This is a genomic window from Pseudomonas sp. B21-036 (assembly GCF_024748925.1).
In the GTDB taxonomy this organism is placed as follows: Bacteria; Pseudomonadota; Gammaproteobacteria; order Pseudomonadales; family Pseudomonadaceae; genus Aquipseudomonas; species Aquipseudomonas palmensis.
The window spans coordinates 559800-581366 of the sequence record NZ_CP087178.1; the positions used below are offsets into that span (position 1 = coordinate 559800).

The 21567-nt window shown below is 65.8% G+C and carries 19 protein-coding genes; 4 read left to right on the forward strand and 15 right to left on the reverse strand.

What is annotated here, in order from left to right; genetic code table 11:
- Positions 1–53 precede the first annotated feature (53 nt).
- A complete protein-coding gene (locus LOY33_RS02545; protein WP_054916161.1) occupies positions 54–1061 on the forward strand; it encodes an AI-2E family transporter in 1008 nt (335 codons plus the stop codon).
- Positions 1062–1105: 44 nt separating this feature from the next.
- Here the strand turns inward: LOY33_RS02545 and LOY33_RS02550 are convergent, their stop codons facing one another.
- The 3 genes from LOY33_RS02550 to LOY33_RS02560 are packed head-to-tail and all read right to left on the reverse strand — an operon-like array spanning position 1106 to position 4248.
- Positions 1106–2044, reverse strand: a complete 939-nt coding sequence (locus LOY33_RS02550) for a hypothetical protein (RefSeq protein WP_078479884.1) — start codon at positions 2042–2044, stop codon at positions 1106–1108.
- On the reverse strand, positions 2041–2955 hold the full coding sequence (locus tag LOY33_RS02555; RefSeq protein ID WP_258661127.1) for a hypothetical protein: 915 nt from the start codon (positions 2953–2955) through the stop codon (positions 2041–2043). Before LOY33_RS02555 ends, LOY33_RS02550 begins: the two co-directional genes overlap by 4 nt.
- 27 nt (positions 2956–2982) lie before the next feature.
- On the reverse strand, positions 2983–4248 hold the full coding sequence (locus tag LOY33_RS02560; RefSeq protein ID WP_043863495.1) for an Hsp70 family protein: 1266 nt from the start codon (positions 4246–4248) through the stop codon (positions 2983–2985).
- Between the two features lie 166 nt (positions 4249–4414).
- On the opposite strand from LOY33_RS02560, the gene cbpA reads away from it, so the two are divergent.
- Together cbpA and LOY33_RS02570 are read left to right on the forward strand one after the other, a co-directional pair.
- Positions 4415–5377 carry a curved DNA-binding protein gene (cbpA, locus tag LOY33_RS02565; RefSeq protein ID WP_043863494.1) on the forward strand — a complete coding sequence of 321 codons (963 nt, stop codon included), beginning with the start codon at positions 4415–4417 and terminating at the stop codon, positions 5375–5377.
- A gap of 2 nt (positions 5378–5379) precedes the next feature.
- Positions 5380–5685 (forward strand): chaperone modulator CbpM, encoded by a 306-nt coding sequence (locus LOY33_RS02570; protein WP_043863493.1) that lies wholly within the window; start codon positions 5380–5382, stop codon positions 5683–5685.
- Positions 5686–5784: 99 nt separating this feature from the next.
- Here LOY33_RS02570 and LOY33_RS02575 read toward each other — a convergent pair whose 3' ends face one another.
- From LOY33_RS02575 to urtA, 6 genes are all read right to left on the reverse strand, one after another.
- Positions 5785–6306 (reverse strand): GNAT family N-acetyltransferase, encoded by a 522-nt coding sequence (locus LOY33_RS02575; protein WP_058541576.1) that lies wholly within the window; start codon positions 6304–6306, stop codon positions 5785–5787.
- A gap of 32 nt (positions 6307–6338) precedes the next feature.
- Complete coding sequence (urtE, locus tag LOY33_RS02580) at positions 6339–7037, reverse strand: urea ABC transporter ATP-binding subunit UrtE (RefSeq protein WP_043863491.1); 699 nt, start codon at positions 7035–7037, stop codon at positions 6339–6341.
- Positions 7038–7128: 91 nt separating this feature from the next.
- The gene (gene urtD / locus LOY33_RS02585) at positions 7129–7989 is read right to left on the reverse strand and encodes an urea ABC transporter ATP-binding protein UrtD (RefSeq protein ID WP_167400197.1); all 861 of its coding nucleotides are present in this window, start codon (positions 7987–7989) and stop codon (positions 7129–7131) included.
- Positions 7986–9065 (reverse strand): urea ABC transporter permease subunit UrtC, encoded by a 1080-nt coding sequence (urtC, locus tag LOY33_RS02590; RefSeq protein ID WP_043863489.1) that lies wholly within the window; start codon positions 9063–9065, stop codon positions 7986–7988. Before urtC ends, urtD begins: the two co-directional genes overlap by 4 nt.
- Positions 9065–10567 carry an urea ABC transporter permease subunit UrtB gene (gene urtB / locus LOY33_RS02595; protein ID WP_258661140.1) on the reverse strand — a complete coding sequence of 501 codons (1503 nt, stop codon included), beginning with the start codon at positions 10565–10567 and terminating at the stop codon, positions 9065–9067. The genes urtC and urtB overlap by 1 nt, the downstream gene beginning before the upstream one ends.
- Positions 10568–10694: 127 nt before the next feature.
- Complete coding sequence (gene urtA / locus LOY33_RS02600) at positions 10695–11960, reverse strand: urea ABC transporter substrate-binding protein (RefSeq protein WP_043863487.1); 1266 nt, start codon at positions 11958–11960, stop codon at positions 10695–10697.
- A gap of 247 nt (positions 11961–12207) precedes the next feature.
- Between urtA and LOY33_RS02605 the strand changes: the two genes are divergently transcribed.
- Positions 12208–12738, forward strand: a complete 531-nt coding sequence (locus tag LOY33_RS02605; protein ID WP_043863486.1) for a hypothetical protein — start codon at positions 12208–12210, stop codon at positions 12736–12738.
- Here the strand turns inward: LOY33_RS02605 and cycA are convergent.
- From cycA to LOY33_RS02635, 6 genes are all read right to left on the reverse strand, one after another.
- Positions 12729–14150: a D-serine/D-alanine/glycine transporter gene (cycA, locus tag LOY33_RS02610; RefSeq protein WP_054916158.1), complete on the reverse strand. Its 1422-nt coding sequence runs from the start codon at positions 14148–14150 to the stop codon at positions 12729–12731. The genes LOY33_RS02605 and cycA overlap by 10 nt on opposite strands.
- 178 nt (positions 14151–14328) lie before the next feature.
- Positions 14329–15342, reverse strand: a complete 1014-nt coding sequence (locus LOY33_RS02615) for an iron ABC transporter permease (protein ID WP_043863484.1) — start codon at positions 15340–15342, stop codon at positions 14329–14331.
- Positions 15339–16283 carry an ABC transporter substrate-binding protein gene (locus tag LOY33_RS02620; protein ID WP_058541574.1) on the reverse strand — a complete coding sequence of 315 codons (945 nt, stop codon included), beginning with the start codon at positions 16281–16283 and terminating at the stop codon, positions 15339–15341. Before LOY33_RS02620 ends, LOY33_RS02615 begins: the two co-directional genes overlap by 4 nt.
- The gene (locus tag LOY33_RS02625) at positions 16280–17068 is read right to left on the reverse strand and encodes an ABC transporter ATP-binding protein (RefSeq protein WP_100632896.1); all 789 of its coding nucleotides are present in this window, start codon (positions 17066–17068) and stop codon (positions 16280–16282) included. The genes LOY33_RS02620 and LOY33_RS02625 overlap by 4 nt, the downstream gene beginning before the upstream one ends.
- 97 nt (positions 17069–17165) lie before the next feature.
- On the reverse strand, positions 17166–19304 hold the full coding sequence (locus tag LOY33_RS02630; protein WP_258661155.1) for a TonB-dependent siderophore receptor: 2139 nt from the start codon (positions 19302–19304) through the stop codon (positions 17166–17168).
- 198 nt (positions 19305–19502) lie between these two features.
- The gene (locus tag LOY33_RS02635; RefSeq protein ID WP_043863480.1) at positions 19503–21563 is read right to left on the reverse strand and encodes a TonB-dependent copper receptor; all 2061 of its coding nucleotides are present in this window, start codon (positions 21561–21563) and stop codon (positions 19503–19505) included.
- Positions 21564–21567 lie beyond the last annotated feature (4 nt).

Sequence of the window (21567 nt, forward strand, 5' to 3'; positions counted from 1 at the left end):
CGTAGAAGGCTGGCAGACTGCCGTCTTTGTGGTCTTTCTGCCTCCGAGGTTGTATGACATTTACCCAGCGCCAGATCGTCCTGGCGAGTTGGCTCATCGTGTTCACCGGGTTGCTGCTGGCGCTGCCGCTCAAGCTGCTGCCCAGCCTGCTGGCCGGCCTGCTGGTGTTCGAGCTGGTCAACATGCTCACGCCCAAGCTGCAGCACCTGATTGCCGGGCAGCGTGCGCGCTGGGTGGCGGTGGCGTTGCTGGGCACGCTGATCGTGAGCGTGCTGAGCCTGCTGTTTGCCGGGGCCATCAGCTTTCTGCTGCACGAGGCGGAGAATCCCGGCGCGTCGCTGGACAAGTTCATGCTGCTGGTGGACCAGGCGCGCGGGCAGTTGCCGCCGTTCATCGACGCCTACCTGCCGGCCAGTGCGGCGGAGTTCAAGGTGGCCATCGGCGAATGGTTGCGCACCCACCTGGCCGACCTGCAACTGGTGGGCAAGGGCGCGGCGCACATGTTCGTGACCTTGCTGATCGGCATGATCCTGGGCGCCATCGTGGCCTTGCAGCGCATCCCCGACCTGACCCAGCGCAAACCGCTGGCCGCGGCCTTGTTCGAGCGCCTGTCGCTGCTGGTGCAGGCGTTTCGCAACATCGTGTTCGCGCAGATCAAGATCTCGCTGCTCAACACCGCCTTTACCGGGGTATTCCTGGCGGTGGTGCTGCCGCTGTTCGGGGTGCACCTGCCGCTGACCAAGACGCTGATCGTGCTGACCTTCCTGCTGGGGCTGCTGCCGGTGATCGGCAACCTGATGTCCAACACGCTGATCACCATCGTCGGCCTGTCGCTGTCGATCTGGGTGGCGGTGGCGGCGCTGGGCTACCTGATCGTGATCCACAAGGTCGAGTACTTTCTCAATGCGCGCATCGTGGGCGGGCAGATTCGCGCCAAGTCGTGGGAGCTGCTGCTGGCGATGCTGGTGTTCGAGGCGGCGTTCGGCTTGCCGGGCGTGGTCGCGGGGCCGATCTACTATGCGTACCTGAAGAGCGAGTTGCGCCGGGCCGAGCTGGTGTAAGGCCGACGGGCCTCTTCGCCAGCCTTGCTGGCGAAGAGGCCAACTCATTTCTGTGGATAAGTGACCGCTTCCACCCGATCCAGCCCCGCACCCATGAAGAAGGTGTACGGCCGCCCGAGCTTCATCTGCTCGGCGTAGCACTGGCTGTTCAGCGCCTTGACCCGATAGTCGATCTGGTAGGCACGCATCAGCTCGTGCTCGCCCAGGTCCGCCAGCTTGAACGCGATGCTCAGGCTCTTGCGGTTCTGCTCGTCAGCCGGCAGCAGCGCGAGTTCACCCTTGTCGACCTGCTGCTGCAGGCTGGCCTGCTTGAAGCGGTAGCGGGCACTCACCTTCCACAGGCTGAAGGCATTCGCTTCGCCTGTTTCGGCAAACTCCAGCACCACCCGCTGCGGGTCATCGCCCTTGGCCGCGTAGACGTCGGTCATGCCCGGGTAATACTGGCGCGGGCTGATGTACAGCAGGCAACTGACCTCGGCCTGCACCTGTTCGTTGACATCCATCGTGGTGCCCGGCCATTGCTCCGGCATCGCGGCCACCGTGCTCACTTCGTCGCCCGGTTCGGCGGGCAGGGTGAACGAGGCGGGCATCGCCTCCAGGGCCTGCAGCTGGCTTGGGGTCAGGCGCTGGCGCTCGGCGGCGGTGGGTTGCAGGGTGACTTCGATAGCGAAGGTGACAGCGTTGCGCGCCTGCACGATGTCCTCGAACAGCCCGCGCAAGGCGGCCTGCTGCTGTTCATCCAGCGGTTGCAGCAGCACCACATGCACCAGGCGCTTGTCCTCGGCATCCACGTCGAAACGCAGGCGCTTGGGGTCGACCTGGCGCTGTTCGAGGGCCTCGCCGATCATCTGCAGGTTGATCGGGTCCAGGCCCCAGCGGGCGGTGCCGACGTCGGTCTGAAAGCGCACGCTCATGAATGTTTCATCGCCGCAGCCGCCCAGCAGCAGCGCGCTCGACAGTGCCAGGGTTCTGGCCAGGTTCATTGGGTTTCTTCCTTGTAGGTCACCGATTCGAGCCGGTCCAGGCCGTCCCCGACCCGAAAGCTCAGGGGGCGTGGCAAGTGGTTGGCAGCGCTTTCGCACGAATGGATCAGCTGCGAAGCATTGGGTTGCAACGGAAAACTGCGGTACAGCCGCTGTTGCCCCAGGTCCGAAAAGCCCAGCATCACCACCAGTGGGTCCACCGACAGGTAGTTCGGCTCGACGAGCCACAGTTCGCCTTTGTCGATCCTGCCTTGCAGGCCGGCGTCGGTCAGCCGGTAATGCGCCGGGTAGTGCACTTCGCCCAGCTCGACGCTGACCTGATTGGCCGTGTCCAGCGTCATCTGCCACAGGCCGGTGATGCCTTCCGGCAACGGCTTTACCGGCAGCGCCTGCAGTTGGCAGGTGACCTTGGAGTTGATGCGTTCGGTCACGTCCCGCGGCACGTTGTCGTCGTCCCTGGGCATCAGCGCCATGGTCAGCACCGTCGGGCTGAGCTCCAGCGGGATCAACAGCGGTTGCGGCAACGCGTCGATCCGCTGGCGCTCTGCCGCGCTCAGGGCCTGGCGTTGCTCGGGGGTGATGTCCAGGGTGAGTTCGATCTGCAGCGTGTTCGCCGCGCGTGCCTGCAGGATCTCGTCGAACGGTTCGCGCAACGCCTTGCGCTGCGCCTCGCTCAGCGGCTGCAGTTCCCTCACGTACACCAGGTGTTGGTCTTCGAGGTCGACCCGCCAGCGCAGGCTTTTCGGGTCGATCTGGCGTTGCACCAGGGCCTCGTCGATCATCTGCTGCTTGCGCGCGTCCAGGCCGGTGCCCGAGGACCCGGCCGAGTCCTCGAAGCGCAGGGTCATCAGGTCGTCGTTGCAACCGGCCAGCAGCAAGGCGCTGATCAGCGCCAGGGGTTTGAAACTCATCTGTTCACGTCCTTGTGGGGCGGCGGGCTAGCCGTAACGCTTGCGGGCTTCGATCGCCAGGCCGCTACCGATGCTGCCGAAGATGTTGCCCTCGACGTGGCGCGCGTTGGGCAGCATGGCCGCCACGCTCTGGCGCAGTGCAGGGATGCCGCTGGAGCCGCCGGTGAAGAATACCGTGTCGACCTGCGCCACCCCTACACCGGCCTTGTTCAGCAGCTCGCCGACGCTGCCACGCACACGTTCGAGCAGGCTGTCGATGGACGCCTCGAACAGCGCACGGGTCAACTCCACACTCAGCTCGGGCTGCACGCGCTTGAGGTCGACCAGGCGGCTGTCGCTGTGGGTCAGCTCGATCTTGGTGGCTTCCACTTCCATCGCCAGCCAGTGGCCGGCGCGCTGTTCGATCAGCTTGAACAGACGGTCGATGCCGTCGGTGTCCTCGATGTCGTAGCGCATGCTGCCCAGCGCCAGCTGGGATTTCTGCGAGTACACCGAGTTGATGGTGTGCCAGGTGGCCAGGTTCATGTGGTGGCTGGTGGGCATGAAGGCACCGCTTTTCATGCGGCTGCCATAGCCGAACAGCGGCATCACGCCCTGCAGGCTCAGCTGCTTGTCGAAGTCGGTACCGCCGATGTGCACGCCACCGGTGGCCAGGATGTCGGCGTGGCGGTCATCGAGCATGTGGCGCTCGGGGGCCAGGCGTACCAGCGAGAAGTCCGAGGTACCACCGCCGATGTCGACGATCAGCACCAGCTCTTCGCCCTGGATGCTCGACTCGTAGTCGAAGGCTGCGGCGATGGGTTCGTACTGGAACGACACGTCCTTGAAGCCGATCTTCTTCGCCACCTCGGCCAGGGTGTCTTCGGCCTCCTGGTCGGCGGCCTGGTCGTCGTCGACGAAATGCACCGGGCGGCCCAGCACCACCTCGTCGAAGTCGCGCCCGGCATTGGCCTCGGCACGCTTCTTCAGCTCGCCGATGAACATGCCCAGCAGGTCCTTGAACGGCAGCGCGGTGCCCAGCACGCTGGTGTCGTGCTTGATCAGCTTGGAGCCCAGCAGGCTCTTGAGCGAGCGCATCAGGCGGCCTTCGTAGCCCTCCAGGTACTCGTGCAGGGCCAGCCGGCCATAGACCGGGCGCCGCTCCTCGATATTGAAGAACACCACCGAGGGCAAGGTGATCTTGCCGTCTTCCAGGGCAATCAGCGAATCCACGCCGGGACGGTGCCAGCCGACGGTGGAATTGGAGGTGCCGAAGTCGATACCGCAGGCGCGGGCCGGGGATGCGTGACTCATGGGTGTGCTTCCGGGGGAAAAACGGCCGCGCAGTTTATGCCAGCCATCGGCAGAATCAAGACCGAATATCTGCTCGACAGCAATCCTTTGTCCGACTTGAAAGGCTATGCTTGACCCCAATCTTCACAGCAGTGATGCATTCGATAACCGATGGTGAATCGTAAAGATGGACTTCAAAGACTATTACAAGATCCTTGGCGTAGAGCCCACGGCGGATGAAAAGGCGATCAAGACCGCCTACCGCAAGCTTGCGCGCAAGTATCACCCGGACGTCAGCAAAGAGCGCGACGCCGAAAACCACTTCAAGGAAGTGAACGAGGCCTATGAGGCCCTGAGCAGCCCTGAAAAGCGCGCCGAATACGACGAGCTGCGCAAGTACGGCCAGCACGGCCGGCCCTTCCAGGGCCCGCCGGGCTGGGAAAGCCGTGGCGGTGGCGGTGGCGGTGCCGACTTTGGCGGCGGCGACTTCTCGGACTTCTTCAGTTCCATTTTCGGCTCGGCCGGACGTGGCAACGGCAACCCCTTTGGCCGTGGCCAGCAACGCAGTGCCGGTCGGCGAGGGCAGGACGTGGAAATGGAACTGGCGATTTTCCTCGAGGAAACCCTGGCCAACGAGTCGAAGAAGATCAGCTTCCAGGTGCCGCAGTACAACGCGGCCGGGCAGCGCACGGGCGACACCACCAAGACCCTCAACGTCAAGATCCCTGCCGGGGTGACCGACGGCGAGCGCATCCGCCTCAAGGGCCAGGGTGCACCGGGCGTGGGCGGCGGCGCCAATGGCGACCTGTACCTGATCATTCGCCTGGCACCCCACCCGCTGTTCGATGTCGAAGGTCATGACCTGATCATCACCGTGCCGCTGGCACCGTGGGAGGCTGCGCTGGGCACCAAGGTCGAGATGCCGACCCTGACCGGCAAGGTCAACCTGACCATCCGCCCCGACAGCCAGAGCGGCCAGCGCCTGCGCATCAAGGGCATGGGCCTGAGCAACAAGCAGGGCCAGCGTGGCGACCTGTATGCGCAGCTGAAGGTGGTGATGCCGACGCAATCGAGCGCCGAAGCCCGCGAACTGTGGACCAAACTGTCGGAGAAGGCCGGGTTCAACCCGCGAACTCAATGGAGTAAGTGACCATGAGCAGTACCCTGATCGTTCAACTGGACATGCGAACCCTTTGTCAGGAGGCCGATGTACCGGCAGCCTACGTGATCGAGATCGTCGAGCACGGCATCGTTGAACCTTCGGGGCGAACGCCGGAGGAATGGGTGTTCGACGACCGTGCCCCGGTGCTGGCCAAGCGCGCGGCCAAGCTGCACCAGGAGCTGGAACTGGAGTGGGAAGGGGTGGCGCTGGCGCTGGAGCTGCTGGAGGAAGTGAAGCAGTTGCGCAGTGAGAATTCGATGTTGAAGCAGCGCCTGGGAAGGTTTGTGCAAGGCTGACCGGCCCAATCGCGGGTCAAGCCCGCTCCCACCGATACGCCGTTGGCCTCCAAGCCAGCGCTGTACCTGTTAGAGCGGGCTTGACCCGCGATGAGGCCCTCAGCCCTGTGGGGGCTGCGCGCCCGGTGCCAGCATCAGTTGCATGAAGGTCAGGTCCAGCCACTTGCCGAACTTCACCCCCACCTGCGGCATCTGTCCGTTCAGGGTGAAGCCCAGCCGCTCGTGCAGGCGGATCGACGCCGTATTGCCGCTCTCGATCGCCGCCACCATCACATGCTTGCCACAGCCCCTGGCACGCTCGATCAGCGCCTGCATCAGCAACGGCCCCAGGCCCTGGCCGCGCTGGTCGCTGCGGATGTACACCGAATGCTCCACGGTGTGGCGAAACCCCTCGAACGGGCGCCAGTCGCCGAACGAGGCATAGCCCAGCACGTCCCCTGCCTCATTCACCGCCACCAGAATCGGATAACCCTGCGCCTGGCGCGCCGCGAACCACGCCTGGCGATTGCCCAGGTCGACCGTCTGCTCGTTCCAGATCGCCAGGGTGTTGAGCACCGCATCGTTGTAGATATCACGGATGGCCGGCAGGTCGGCGTGCACGGCGTCGCGGATGTGATTCATGACAGGCTCTCGAAACGGGACAGGCGCACAGATTAAATCGTAACCAGGCCGCGTACACCTTCGGCCTCCATGTTTTCCCCGCGGCCCTGCTGCACGATCTCGCCGCGGGACATCACCAGGTACTGGTCGGCCAGCTCGGCGGCAAAGTCGTAGAACTGCTCCACCAGCAGAATCGCCATGTCGCCACGCGCGGCCAGTTGGCGGATCACCGCACCGATCTCCTTGATCACCGATGGCTGGATGCCTTCGGTGGGCTCGTCGAGGATCAGCAGGCGCGGGCGGCTGGCCAGGGCGCGGCCGATGGCCAGTTGCTGTTGCTGGCCACCGGACAGGTCGCCGCCGCGGCGGTGTTTCATCTGCAGCAGTACCGGGAACAGTTCGTAGATGAAGGCCGGCACCTCCCGCGCCTGGCTGGCGCCGAAGCGTGACAGGCCCATCAGCAGGTTCTCCTCCACCGTCAGGCGCGGGAAGATCTCGCGGCCCTGGGGCACGTAGGCGATTCCGGCGTGCACGCGCTGGTGCGGCTTGAGCGTGGTGATGGCCTGGCCCTCCCAGTGCACGCTGCCTTCGCGGGCGGGCAGCAGGCCCATCAGGCAGCGCAGCAGGGTGGTCTTGCCCACGCCGTTGCGGCCCAGCAGGCAGGTGACCTCACCGACCTTGGCCTGGAACGACAGGCCGCGCAGGATGTGGCTGCCGCCGTAGTACTGGTGCAGGGTGTCGATTTTCAGCATGTGCCTTGTCCTTTTTTGTCTGTACCGGCAACGCCGGCTCCTACAAGAGCCGCGGTGTCTCTGTAGGAGCCGGCGTTGCCGGCGAAGCTTTTCAGCGCCCCAGATAAACCTCGATCACCCGATCATCGGCCTGCACCTGTTCCAGCGAACCCTCTGCCAGCACGCTGCCCTGGTGCAGCACCGTCACATGGTCGGCAATGCTGCCGACAAACCCCATGTCGTGCTCCACCACCATCAGCGAATGCCGGCCGGCCAGGCTTTTGAACAGCTCGGCGGTGAATTCGGTCTCGGCGTCGGTCATGCCTGCCACCGGTTCGTCCAGCAGCAGCAACTGCGGGTCCTGCATCAGCAGCATGCCGATCTCCAGAAACTGCTTCTGCCCATGGGACAGCAACCCCGCCGGGCGCTGCGCCGACCCGGTCAGGCGAATGGTCTGCAGCACCTGGTCGATACGGTCGCGCTGTTCGCCGCCGAGTCTCGCGCACAGGCTGGCCCACACCGACTTGTCGGCCTTCTGCGCCAGTTCCAGGTTTTCGTACACGCTCAAGGCCTCGAACACCGTCGGCTTCTGGAACTTGCGCCCGATGCCGGCCTGGGCGATCTGCACCTCGCTCATGCGCGTCAGGTCCAGGGTCTCGCCGAACCAGGCCTTGCCGGTGGTGGGGCGGGTCTTGCCGGTGATCACGTCCATCAGCGTGGTCTTGCCCGCCCCGTTGGGCCCGATGATGCAGCGCAACTCGCCCACGCCGATGTACAGGTTCAGCGCATTCAGCGCCTTGAAGCCGTCGAAGCTCACGCTGATGTCCTCCAGCGTCAGCACCGTGCCGTGGCGCACGTCCAGCCCCGGCTGGCGTGCCTGGCCCAGGCCGATGGCATCGCGACCGCTGCCGGCGTCGATGATCGGTTCGAGCATGAACTCGGGGTGTACGGCAGGCAGCGGTACGCTTCTCATTGTTCACCCCTTTTCTTCAGCAGGCCGACCACGCCTCTGGGCAGGTAAAGCGTTACCAGAATGAACAGCGCACCGAGAAAGAACAGCCAGAACTCGGGGAACGCCACGGTGAACCAGCTCTTCATGCCATTGACCACGCCGGCGCCCAGCAGCGGCCCGATCAGCGTGCCGCGCCCGCCCAGGGCTACCCACACGGCGGCCTCGATGGAATTGGTGGGCGACATCTCGCTGGGGTTGATGATGCCCACCTGCGGCACGTACAGCGCACCCGCCAGGCCGCACAGCACGGCGCTCAGCACCCACACGAACAGCTTGAAGCCGCGCGGGTCGTAGCCGCAGAACATCAGGCGGTTCTCGGCGTCGCGCAGCGCCGTGAGCACGCGCCCGAACTTGCTGCGCGCCAGGCGCCAACCCAGGTACAGGCTGCCCGCCAGCAAGGCCACGGTGAGCAGGAACAGCACCGCGCGGGTGCCCTGGGCGGTGATCTCGAAACCCAGGATGCTGCGAAAGTTGGTGAAGCCGTTGTTGCCGCCAAAGCCGGTCTCGTTGCGAAAGAACAGCAGCATGCCGGCAAAGGTCAGGGCCTGGGTCATGATCGAGAAGTACACGCCCTTGATCCGCGAACGGAACGCGAAGTAGCCGAACACCAGCGCCAAAAGCCCCGGCGCCAGCACCACCAGGCACAGTGCCCAGGCAAAGTGCTGGGTGCCGGCCCAGTACCACGGCAGCTCGCTCCACGACAGAAAGGTCATGAACGCCGGCAGGCCGTCGCCGGCCGCTTCGCGCATCAGGTACATGCCCATGGCGTAGCCGCCCAGGGCGAAGAACAGGCCATGGCCCAGCGACAGCAACCCGGCGTAGCCCCACACCAGGTCCAGTGCCAGGGCTACGATGGCGTAGCACAGGATCTTGCCCACCAGGGTCAGGGTGTAGGCCGACACCTGCAGGCTGTGGCCGGCTGGCAGCAACGACAGCAGTGGCAGGGCGATCAGCACCAGCAGCACCAGGGCGCCGACGGCCAGGGTCAGGCGCGGGCCGGCCTTTTGTGTAGCAGTGACAAGCAGTGGCTGGTTCATCAGTCGATTACCCGTCCCTTGAGGGCGAACAGGCCTTGCGGACGCTTCTGGATGAACAGAATGATCAGCGCAAGGATGAGGATCTTGCCGAGCACCGCACCGATCTGCGGCTCCAGCAACTTGTTGGCTATGCCCAGGCCGAACGCGGCCCACAGGCTGCCGGCCAGTTGCCCGACGCCACCGAGCACCACCACCAGGAACGAGTCGATGATGTAGCTCTGGCCCAGGTCCGGGCCGACGTTGCCGATCTGGCTCAGGGCCACACCGCCAAGGCCGGCGATACCCGAACCCAGGCCGAAGGCGAGCATGTCCACGCGCCCGGTGGGCACGCCGCAGCAGGCGGCCATGTTGCGGTTCTGGGTGACGGCGCGCACGTTCAGGCCCAGGCGGGTGCGGTTGAGCAGCAGCCAGGTGAGCAGCACCACGCACAGGGCGAAACCGATGATCACCAGGCGGCTGTAGGGCAGCACCAGGTTGGGCATTACCTGCAGGCCGCCGGAGAGCCAGGCCGGGTTGGCCACCTCGACGTTCTGCGCGCCGAACAGCAGGCGGATGGCCTGGATCAGGATCAGACTGATGCCCCAGGTGGCCAGCAGGGTTTCCAGCGGGCGCCCGTACAGGTGGCGGATCACCGTGCGTTCGAGCAGCATGCCGACCCCGGCACTCACACCGAAGGCCACCGGCAGTGCAAGCAACGGGTAGAAGTCCAGCGCGCCGGGGGCGTAGCGCTGCACCAGCACTTGCACCACGTAGGTGCTGTAGGCGCCGAGCATCAGCATTTCGCCGTGGGCCATGTTGATCACCCCCAGCAGGCCGAAGGTGATTGCCAGGCCCAGGGCTGCCAGCAGCAGGATCGAACCCAGCGACAGCCCGCTGAAGGCCTGGCCGAGCAGCTCGCCGATCAGCAGCTTGCGCTTGACCTGGGCCAGGCTGGTTTCGGCGGCGGTGCGCACCGTGGGGTCGGTTTCCACACTGGGGTCGAGCAGGCTTTCGAGGCGGGTGCGGGCCATCGGGTCGCCGGTTTCGCCCAGCAGGCGCACGGCGGCCAGGCGTACGGCGGGGTCTGTCGCGACCAGTTGCAGGTTGGCCAGGGCCAGGCCCAGGGCTGCGTGCACGGCGGCGTCGGGCTCGCTGGCAAAGCGCCGGTCGAGGAAGGCGACCTGAGCGGGCTGCGCGCTTTTCTGCAGTTGCTGGGCGGCGGCCAGGCGGACCCTGGCGTCATCGCTGAGCAGTCGATGGCTGGCCAGGGCGTTGTCCACCAGGCCGCGCAGGCGGTTGTTCAGGCGCAGCTTGCGGCTGTCGTCCGGGCCCAGGCGGCCTTGCTGCAGCGAACTCAGCAGTTCGAGGCGCGCGGGGTCGGGTTGCGCCGCCCAGCCCTGCAGCAGACTGGCCTGCTCGTTGGGCTTGGCGGCGATGAAGTAGTCGGCGTCGCCAGCGGCCCGGGCTGCCAGAGGCAGCAGCAGGAGCAGGGCGAGCAACAGCGAGTGGAGTGCCTTGGGCATGGCGGCTTCCTCGAAAGGTTAGGTGACTGTCAGGGCCTCTTCGCGGGTCAAGCCCGCTCCTACAGAGTTCGGTGATCCCTGTGGGAGCGGGCTTGACCCGCGATGGGCCGCACGGCGGCCCCCTGCCTCAGTTGCCTTTCACGGCATAATCCGGCCGCTTGTCGTTGCCCGGAATGAACGGGCTCCACGGCTGCGCGCGCAGCGGCTGCTCGGTCTGCCACACCACGCTGAACTGCCCGTCATCCTGGATCTCGCCGATCATCACCGGCTTGTGCAGGTGGTGGTTGGTCTTGTCCATGGTCAGGGTGAAGCCCGACGGCGCCTTGAACGTCTGCCCAGCCAGCGCCTCGCGCACCTTGTCCACATCGGTGCTCTTGGCCTTTTCCACCGCCTGGGCCCACATATGGATGCCCACATAGGTGGCCTCCATCGGGTCGTTGGTCACCGCCTTGTCGGCGCCCGGCAGGTTCTTCGCCTTGGCATAGGCCTTCCAATCGGCCACGAACTGCGTGTTGACCGGGTTGTCCACCGACTCGAAGTAGTTCCATGCCGCCAGGTGCCCCACCAGCGGCTTGGTGTCGATGCCGCGAAGCTCCTCTTCACCCACCGAGAACGCCACCACCGGCACGTCGGTGGCCTTCAGGCCCTGGTTGGCCAGTTCCTTGTAGAACGGCACGTTGGAGTCGCCGTTGACGGTGGAGATCACCGCCGTCTTGCCCCCGGCCGAGAACTTCTTGATGTTGGCCACGATGGTCTGGTAATCGCTGTGGCCGAACGGGGTGTACACCTCCTCGATGTCCTTGTCGGCCACGCCCTTGCTGTGCAGGAACGCACGCAGAATCTTGTTGGTGGTGCGTGGGTACACGTAGTCGGTGCCCAGCAGGAAGAAGCGCTTGGCCGCGCCACCGTCCTCGCTCATCAGGTATTCCACCGCCGGTATCGCCTGCTGGTTGGGCGCTGCCCCGGTGTAGAACACGTTGGGCGACATCTCTTCACCTTCGTACTGCACCGGGTAGAACAGCAGCCCGTTGAGTTCCTCGAACACCGGCAGCACCGACTTGCGCGACACCGAGGTCCAGCAGCCGAACACCACCGCGACCTTGTCCTGGGTCAGCAACTGGCGGCTCTTCTCGGCGAACAGCGGCCAGTTGGAGGCCGGGTCGACCACCACCGGCTCCAGCAGCTTGCCGTTGACCCCGCCCTTGGCGTTGATCTGCTCGATGGTCATCAGGGCCATGTCCTTGAGCGAGGTCTCGGAGATCGCCATGGTGCCCGACAGCGAATGCAGGATGCCGACCTTGATGGTCTCGGCGGCCTGGACCGTCCAGCTCAGGCCCATCGCGGCAATCGACGCGCTGAGGGTGAATGCCTTGATCAGACTGCGACGCTTCATAGTGCTCTCTCCATGGGATCGAATGGTTCTGCTGGGCAGACGGCGACTTTGTGCAGAGAGCTTTAGCAAGGGCTGTGCCGATGTCGTACACAGGCTTGCCAGCGGCGTGTTCACAAGGTGCAGGGCAGGGTGGGTGCACCGGGATGGCGCTTGCCATGGTGCAGTACGCGCAAGGCTGCACAGCAATAGTTCACGGCGATGCCTTATGCTTGCGCCCTCACTTCAACTCGGCTCAAGGATTTTCGCCATGGAAGCGTCATCGCTGTACTTTCGCTGCAACATCACCCCGGCCCAGTACCAGGCCGCGGTGACCTCACCTGCGGCGGGCGCTGGCGAGTTCGATGACTGGCAGCAATGGCTGGACGCCGCCGAGGTGCACGGGGTACGTGATCTTGACCAGAAGGCGCCTGAAAATGCGGTGGCGCTGGGCGATTTGCTTCAGGGCTGGGTCGACTGCATGTACGGCAGCCTGATGCAGTACGACGAGGCGTCGCAGGTCTGGCAGTTCGCGTTGGTGGAGTTCACCAACAATTACGGCGAGATGATCCAGCTGCTGGCCCCTCTGCGTCAGATGGCGAAGTACGCCAAGCCGGAGTCGGACAGCTTCCTGCTGGTCTATTCGTATATCTGGGGTGATGGCGACAATGCGTTCCTCACCCTGGGCCAGCAGCGCAGCCAGTTTGCCAGCGGCCCTTCGCCCGAACAGCGGGCCGAGGCCGATGGCGTGCTGGAAGGGCTTGCCCAAGCCCTCCAGCAGCAGGAGTACGACTACGACTGACGCGGCGTGGTAGCGGGCACCGGCACACGCGCCTGGCGCTTGCGGCGCACGGTCTGGTAGGTCACGGCCAGCAGCACGAACCACAGCGGCGTCACCAGCAGGGCCTGGCGGGTATCGCTCTCCAGGCACAGCAACACCAGGATGAAGGCGAAGAACGTCAGGCATACCCAGCACATGAAGCGCCCGCCCGGCATCTTGTATTTCGAGGCCTGGTGCAGCGGCGCACGCTCCTTGCGGTAGGTGAGGTACGACAGCAGGATCAGCGTCCACACGAACATGAACAGGATCGCCGACACCGTGGTCACCAGGGTGAAGGCCTCGATCAGGTCGGGGATCACGTACATCAGGGCCGCGCCCAGCAGCAGGCAGGTGCACGAGAAGTACAGGCCGTTGGCCGGCACCTTGCGGCTGGACAGGGTCTCGAAGCTTTTCGGCGCATCGCCCTGCTGGGCCAGGCCGAACAGCATGCGGCTGGTGGAAAACACCCCGCTGTTGGCCGAGGAGGCCGCCGAGGTCAGCACCACGAAGTTGATGATGCTCGCCGCCGCCGGCAGCCCGGCCAGCACGAACAGCTCGACGAACGGGCTCTTGCCCGGCACCACGTCGCGCCACGGGGTGACGGCCATGATCGCGATCAGCGCCAGCACGTAGAACATGATGATGCGGATCGGGATCGAGTTGATCGCCCGCGGCAGGGTGCGCTCGGGGTTCTTCGCCTCGGCGGCGGTGGTGCCCACCAGTTCGATGCCGACGAAGGCGAACACGGCAATCTGGAAGCCCGCGAAAAAGCCCATCAGGCCATGGGGGAACATGCCCGCGTCATTCCACAGGTTGCTCAGCTGTGCACTGGTGCCGGTGGGTGACTGGAAGCCGACGAACACCATGTACAGGCCGGTGCACACCAGCGCCATGATCGCGATGATCTTGATCAGGGCGAACCAGAACTCGATTTCGCCGAACAGCTTCACCGTGATCAGGTTCAGCGACAGCAGCACGCCGACGCAGGCCAGGGCCGGCGCCCATTGCGGCAGGTCAGGGAACCAGAACTGCGAGTAGGCGGCGATTGCGATCACGTCGGCAATGCCGGTGATGATCCAGCAGAACCAGTAGGTCCAGCCGGTGAAGTAGCCGGCCCAGGGGCCGAGCAGGTCGGCGGAGAAATCGATGAACGACTTGTAGTTGAGGTTCGACAGCAGCAGTTCGCCCATGGCACGCATGACGAAGAACAGCATGAAACCGATGATCATATAGACGAAGATGATCGACGGGCCAGCCAGGCTGATGGTCTTGCCCGAGCCCATGAACAGGCCGGTGCCGATGGCCCCGCCAATCGCGATGAGCTGGATATGGCGGTTGGTGAGGTTGCGTTGCAGGTCGTGGGCCGGGGTGTCCGGCGGTTGCTGGTTGGTCATGGGTGGCATTCCATTGAGGAGTCAGTCTTCTTGTGCGTGAAGCGCTCGCTAGGCTATCACGGGCTTTTGCCCTGGCGAGGTGGCAATACGTCTCAAGTTGGTACGTTCGCACCGCTTTGTTGATCGCGGTCAAGGCAGGATTTCCCGGCCAGGCAAGGGCTCAGCGCCAGGCAGCAGTTCAGCGCCGGCGCATCATGCCGATGAAGAACAGCCCGCCGATGGCCGCCGTGGCGATGCCGATGGGCAGGTCTTCAGGGGCGATCAGGGTGCGTGCGGCCACATCCACCCAGATCAGGAACAGGCTGCCCAGCAGCAGCGACACCGGCAGCAGCCGGCGGTGCTCGGCGCCCACCAGACGCCGCGCAATGTGCGGCACCATCAGGCCGACAAAGCCGATGGAACCGCTGATCGCCACCAGCACGCCGGTCAGCAGCGAGCAGATCAGAAACGCCAGCAGGCGCACCGAGCGTGCGTTCAGGCCCAGGGTCACGGCGGTCTGCTCGCCGGCCATCAGCGCATTGAGCGCGCGTGCCATGCCCAGCAGCAGGCCCAGCCCCAGCAGCACGCTGGCTGCCGGCACCGCCAGCAGCTCCCAGCGCGCCAGGCCCAGGCCGCCGAGCATCCAGAACATCACCGCAGAGCTTGCACGATGATCGCCCATGAACAGCAGCAGGTTGGCCAGCGCCATCATCACGAAGGCCACGGCCACCCCGCACAGCAACAGGCGGTCGCTGTCCAGGCGGCCATGCCGGCTGGCAATCGCCAGCACCAGCAGCATGCTGCACAGCGCGCCGACAAAGGCTGCCAGCGGCAGGGTCAGCACGCCGATCAGTTCACCCACATGCAGCACCACCAACACCGCACCCAGCGTGGCGCCGGAGGTCACGCCGAGCAGGTGCGGGTCGGCCAGCGGGTTGCGCGTGACCGCCTGCAGCACCGCGCCGATCATCGCCAGGCCGCCGCCCACCAGCGCGCCCAGGAGCATGCGCGGCACCCGGATCAGCCACACGATATGTTCCTGGCCGGCGGTCCAGGCGGGCACCTCGGGGGCAATACCGAACACCTTGAACAGCAGCACCCGGGCGACCACCTCGACCGGCACCGGGGCCGAACCGAACCCCAGCGAGAGCACGCACGACACCAGCAGCAGGCCGCTCAGCGCCAGCAGCATCAGGCGATAGCGAGTGTTCATGCGCCGTGCAGGCCCTTGGCGATGGCCTCGATCGCCTCGACGTTTTCCAGGCTCGGCGTGGCGGCCACATAGGGGATGACCACGAAGCGCCGGTTACGCACCGCGTCGACCGATTGCAGGGCCGGGTGCTGTTCCAGAAACTGCTGCTTCTGCGCGGCGGTGATCTCGCCGTAGTCGACGATCACGATCACCTCGGGGTTGCGTTCGACCACGCTTTCCCAGTTCACGCGGGTCCAGCTGGCCTCGATGTCATCGAGGATGTTGCGCCCGCCGGCAGCGTTGATCAGCGCCTCGGGCATGCCCAGGCGCCCGGAGGTCATGGCGCGGTCTTCGCCGCTGTCATACAGGAACACCCGCGGGCGCTGCGCCGGCAGGTGCTGCTGCACGCTGGCCACGCGCTGCTGCATCTGCTCGATCAGCTGGCTGGCGCGGGCCTGCACGTCGAAGATCCGGCCCAGGTTGCGCAGGTCGGTGTAGGTGTCGTCCAGGCTCGCCGGCGGACGCTTCATCACGAACGCGCACGACTCGGTCAGCTCGTACACCGCGATGCCCAGCGGCGCCAGGCTCTGCGGGGTGAGGTCGCCGCCCACGCGCATGCCGTAGTCCCAGCCGGCGAAGAAGAAGTCGACGTTGGCGTTGAGCAGGGTTTCCACCGAAGGGTACTTGCTGGCCAGCTCCGGCAGGCCGTCGAGTTCCTTGCGCAGCGCCGGGGTCACTGCCTTCCAGCCGCTGACGCCGCTGTAGCCGACCATCTTCGTGCGCAGGCCCAGGGCGAGCATCATCTGGGTCATGTTGATGTCGTGGCTCAGGGCGCGTTCGGGGGCCTTGGCGAAGGTCACCTCGCGGTTGCAGCTGTGCACCGTGAGCGGGTAGCGCGTGGCCTCGGCCAGGGCCGGGCCGGCGACCAGCAGCAGCGCGGCAAGCAGGGCGGATCGAATCATTGGGGGGCTATCCAGGTGATGCGTGGATGGTCGGCCAGCGGGTGGCGGTCGATCAGCGCCTGAACGCCGAACACCTCGCGCAGCAGCTCGGCGGTGAGGACCTGGTGCGGCGTGCCGCTGGCCACGATGCGGCCGTGGTCGAGCACGTACAGGCGGTCGCAGAAGGCCGCGGCCAGGTTCAGGTCGTGGATGCTGGCCAGGGTGGCGATGCGCAGCTGGCGCACCTGGTGCAGCAGGGCCAGTTGGTAACGCGGGTCGAGGTGGTTGGTCGGTTCGTCGAGGATCAGTACGCGCGGTTGCTGCACCAGGGCGCGGGCCAGGATCACGCGCTGCTTTTCACCGCCCGAAAGGGTGGCGAAGGCGTGGTCGTCGAAGCCGTGCAGGCCGACGTCGAGCAGCGCCTGCTGCACACGCTGGCGGTCTTGGCTGCTGTCGCCGTCGAACAGGCCCTGGTGCGGAATGCGCCCCATGGCGACCACTTCGGCCACGCTCAGGCCAAACGCGTCGGGGAACTCCTGCAGCACCACCGCGATGCGCTGGGCACACCAGCGCGGCGATTGTTGCCAGAGGTTGTGGTCGTCGAGGGTGATGTGCCCGCGTTCGGGCGCGTTGAAGCGGTAGGCGCACCGCAGCAGGCTGGTCTTGCCGCTGCCGTTGGGGCCAATGAGGCCGACGAATTCGCCGGGGCGCACCTGCAGGTCGACGCCACGCAGCTGGAACTGGTGGTGGCAGTGGCCGTGGCCTTTGGGGGACCAGTGCAGGTTGTGGATATTCAGGGTGGTCATGTGTCGTCTATTCGGGCCCCTTCGCCGGCAAGGCCGGCTCCTGCAGGACCGGTGTGGTGTGTAGGAGCCGGCCTTGCCGGCGAATGGGGCGACGCGGTCAGAAGGTGTAGTCGGCCGTCACGAAGAACGAGCGCGGCTCACCCAGGATCCATTGCTGGCCGTCATTGTACTGACTTTGCGCGTACCGACGGTCGAACAGGTTGTTCAACTGCAGGCCCAGCGTGGTATCGCTGAGCACCTGCCATGCCACCGAGGCATCCACCACAGTGTAGCTCGGCAGCCGGGTAGTGTTGCCCATGTCGGCATAGCGCCCGTCCACATAGCGCACCCCGGCGCCGGCGCGCAGGCTGTCGGTCAGGCCCTTGCTCAGCCACAGGTTGGCGGTGCGCCCCGGTACGTCGGTGGGGCGGTTGCCGGCCCGCGATACCATCACGCCGTTCACCTCCTGCTCGAATTCGTCATAGCGTGCACGCACGAACGCGGCGTTGGCCTGTACCTGCCAGTCGTGCGGCAGCTGCAGGTCCAGGCTGGCCTCGATGCCGTCGGACGACTGCTTGCCCACCTGCAGTTGCCGGCCGGTGCCGATCTGCGACGGGTCGTCGGTGAGCAGGTCCTTCTTGACGATGTGGTATGCCGCCAGGGTCCATTCGCCACGCTGCTGCCAGAACTGCTGCTTGACCCCGACTTCGGTCTGGCGCGCCTTGGCCAGGCCGTACTGCTGCTGGTCGGGGCTCAGCGAGATCAAGCCGCCAACGCCATCGGTGCTGGTGGCGTGCTGGGCATACAGCGACGTTTCGGGAGTGAGGGCGAACACCAGCCCAGCCTTCCAGTTGTTGCCGTCCAGGCTGGTGTCGCTGCGTGTGTTGGCGGTCACTTCGCTGCGCAGGTCGTTGCGGTCCAGGTGCACCACGTCGCGGCGCACGCCCGTCACCAGCGACAGGCGCTCGGTGAGCTGCAGGCGGTTTTCGGCGAACAGCGCGAACTGGTGGGTCAGGCTGTCGAACTGCGGACGGTACGCCGAATCGCTGGCAAAGCCGCTGCGCTGCGGGTGGCGCAGGTCGATCGGCTCGCCGCCGACGATGCTGTCGTTGAACGGCGCGTTGCTGTTGAGCTGGAAGCGGATGCGGTTGTAGTCGGCGCCCACCAGGGTCTGGCTGTCGAGGCCGAACAGGCTGTGCCTGAAGGTGAAGGTCTGGCGATCACCCACCTGCTCCTGCTGGTGCTTGATGCCGAAGTTGCCACTGCGCAGCAGTTGCTGGCTGGCCGCATCCCAGGTGTAGTTCTCGGCGTTCTGCCAGCGGCGGTTGGCCTTGAGGTAGTACAGCTCGTTGGTGGAGCTGACGCTGTCGCTGATCTGCCACTCGGTGGTCAGGCGCGTCCACTGGTCGTTGTAGTGCTGCTTGTCGTTGCTGATGTTGTAGTTCTTGTCGCGCAGGCTCTCGCGCAGGTGGCCGTTGATCAGCGGCGTGCCGAAGTAGTTCATCGGCTTCTGGTCGCCATAGTCGTGCGCCAGGGTGAAGGCCAGGTCGTCATTGGCCTGCCAGCGCAGCGCCGCACTGATGGCGGTGCTGCTGGAGTCGCCGTGGTCGATCCAGCCGTTGCTGCGCAGCTGGTTGATGTTCAGGCGGTAGCTCAGGCTGTCGGTGAGCGAGCCGCCGCTGTCGAGGGCGGTCTGCTGGCTGTCGTGGTTGCCGTAGCCCAGGCGCAGGTGGTTGACGATCTCGCCCTCGAAGGGCTTTTTCGGCACCACGTTGACCACCGCACCGGTGGCGCCTTCGCCATACAGCACCGAGGCCGGGCCGCGCAGAACGTCGATGCGTTCCACCGACCAGGTGTCTACCGGGAAGGTCACGGTGCCCATGCCGGTGTACATGCGGTTGCCGTCGAACAGCTGCATCACCGAGCTCTGCCCGGTGAAGCCGCGGGCCTGCAGCGAGGTGCCGCCATCGCCCGGGGTGCCGGTGCGGCTGATGCCGGTACTGCGCGACACGCCGTCCTGTACGCTGCGATCGCCACGTGCGCGTACCTGCTCGCCGCTCAGGCTCTCGACGCTGCCCGGGGTTTGCAGGGCGTTCAGGTTCAGGCGCGAACCGGCGCTGGTCGGGGTATCGAGGCTGACCCGCTGTTCGGCGTCGGCCGTGGCGGTGATGGTGCCGGCAGGCAGGGTCAGGGTGTTGGCCAGGGCGCAATCGCACGCGGCCAGCAGGCTCAGGGAGCCGATCAGGTACTTGTTCATCGGAAGGGAAATCGCTTGTCCATAAGGCCCGGGCGCGTCGGTGCGCCGGGTTCGAGGCGGGTGTTTTTCGGGGCGTATAATGTAACATTTTGCCGATTGGCGGTAGCGCAGCGTGCTCATGTGCTGCATGAGCAGGGCTCAGGTTGGCGCCGCCGGTCTGCCAGAGGGCGCGGCCAGTGGCCGCGCCCGTGTGGTGCATCAGAAGCTCAGGTCGACCTTGGTCCAGAGGGTACGCCCTGGCTCGTTGATCGCCTGCGGATCACTGGCCGGGTAGCCGAAGCCGGCATTGCCCGCCAGGTTCAGGTGCTCGGCGTAGGCCTTGTCGAACAGGTTGTCGACGCCGGCACTGAGCTTGATGTTCTTGCTCACGCGGTAGGCGCCGTTGAGCGAGAACACGCCGAAGCCTGCGCTTTTCTCGTAGTCCTTGCCCACCACGTTGCCGGAACCCTCCGCGATGCGGTTCTGCGCCGAGACCAGGCGCCACAGCGCACCGGCGCTCCAGGCGTCGCGGCTGTAGGTCAGGCCCAGGCGGCTTTCCAGCGGCGGCATCTGCGGCAGCGCCTTGCCATCGCTGCTGTTCTTGCCCCAGGCGTAGGCCAGGGTGGCGTCGGCTTTCCAGTTGGGCGCGAACTGATAGGCCGCGCCCAGCTCGCCGCCCATGATACGGGCATCGATGTTCTGCGCCTGGGAGCTGAGCATGCCCATCATGCCGGGACGGTAGTCGAACAGGATGTAGTCGCGCACCTGGCCGACATAGCCCGAGGCCCAGGCTTCGAGCTGCTCGGTCTTGTACTGGATGCCCACGTCCAGCTGAGTGGTCTTCTCCGGCTTGATCGAGTCGAACGCATTGAGCGAGCCGGCCGGGCCCGACTTGGGCGAGAACAGCTCCCAGTAGTCGGGGAAGCGCTGGGCATGGCCCAGGCCCACATAGGTGGTGGCCGGGAGGTCGAGCAGGTCGTGCTCGTAGCGCACGAACCCGCTGGGCAGGGTGTCGGCGCGGGTGTTGCCGCGGGTGGCGCTGGCTTCACGAAAATCCTTGGCCGAGGCGCGGTCCAGGCGCGCGCCGCTGACCAGGCGGTCCTGGCTGGAGGTTTCCCAGGTCAGCTCGCCGAACACGCCGTAGTTGTGAAAGTCCGCGTCCTTGGTCCAGGGCTCGGCCTTGTGCGCATCCACGCCCATGCCGCCGCGCTGGCGATGTTCGTTGGTCTGCGCATCGACACCGCTGACCAGGGTCACGTCCTCCCAGCGCCAGGTGGCCTTGAGCCGCCCGCCGAGGGTACGGCGGTCGACGTTGCTGACCATCGGCCCGGCCATCATGCCGCTGGTGGGCGAGGTGCGCAGGCTGTAGTTGTCCATCACGTGGTCGGCGTAGTTGTAGTAGACCTGGGCTTCGAGCTTGTCGAGCACCCCGCCCAGGTTGGATTTCTCAAAGCGCAGGCCCAGGCTTTCGCGCTTGAACTGCGAACCGTCCATGCCGCGCCCGGCATAGCGCGCCTCGCCATCGCCCTTGCCGGCAGTGAGTTCGAGCAGGGTGTCGGCATCCGGGGTCCAGCCCAGGGCCACGTCACCGTTCCACTTGTCCCAGCGCGAGGGCACGGTGTCGCCGTTGCCGTCCTTGTAGTCGTCGGAGCGCGACTGGTTGCCGACAAAGCGTGCATAGCCCTGTGCGTTGCCTGCCGCAGCATCCAGCACCTTGTCGAAGCGCCCGTTGGAGCCGGCCAGCAGGCTTGCGTTGACGCGGCTGCCCAGCTCGCCGAACTGTTCGGGCTCGCGGTCGAAGAGGATGGTGCCGGCCGAGGCGCCGGGGCCCCACTGCACGCTCTGCGGGCCCTTGATCACGGTGAGGCGGTCGTAGGTTTCCGGCGAGATGTACGAGGTGGGTGCGTCCATGCGGTTGGGGCAGGCGCCGAGCATCACGCCGCCGTTGGTAAGGATGTTCAGGCGCGAGCCGAACATGCCGCGCAGCACCGGGTCGCCGTTGGTGCCACCGGCGCGGATGGCCGAGAAGCCCGGGATGGTCTTGAGGTAGTCGGCGCCGTCGCTGGCCGGTACCGGCTGGCGTGGGTCCTTGGGGTTGGTGACGATGGTCAGCGGCGAGCTGGGCGCCACGGCAGTGATCACCGTGGGGCTCAGTTCGGCGTGGTCGTGGCCTTCGTGGCCGCTGTCGGCGGCCAGGGCCACGTGGCTGAACAGGGTGCCGCACAGCAGGGCGATGGTGCCTTGCAGCGACAGGCGCAGGGTAACGGTAGAGCCGGACATAGTA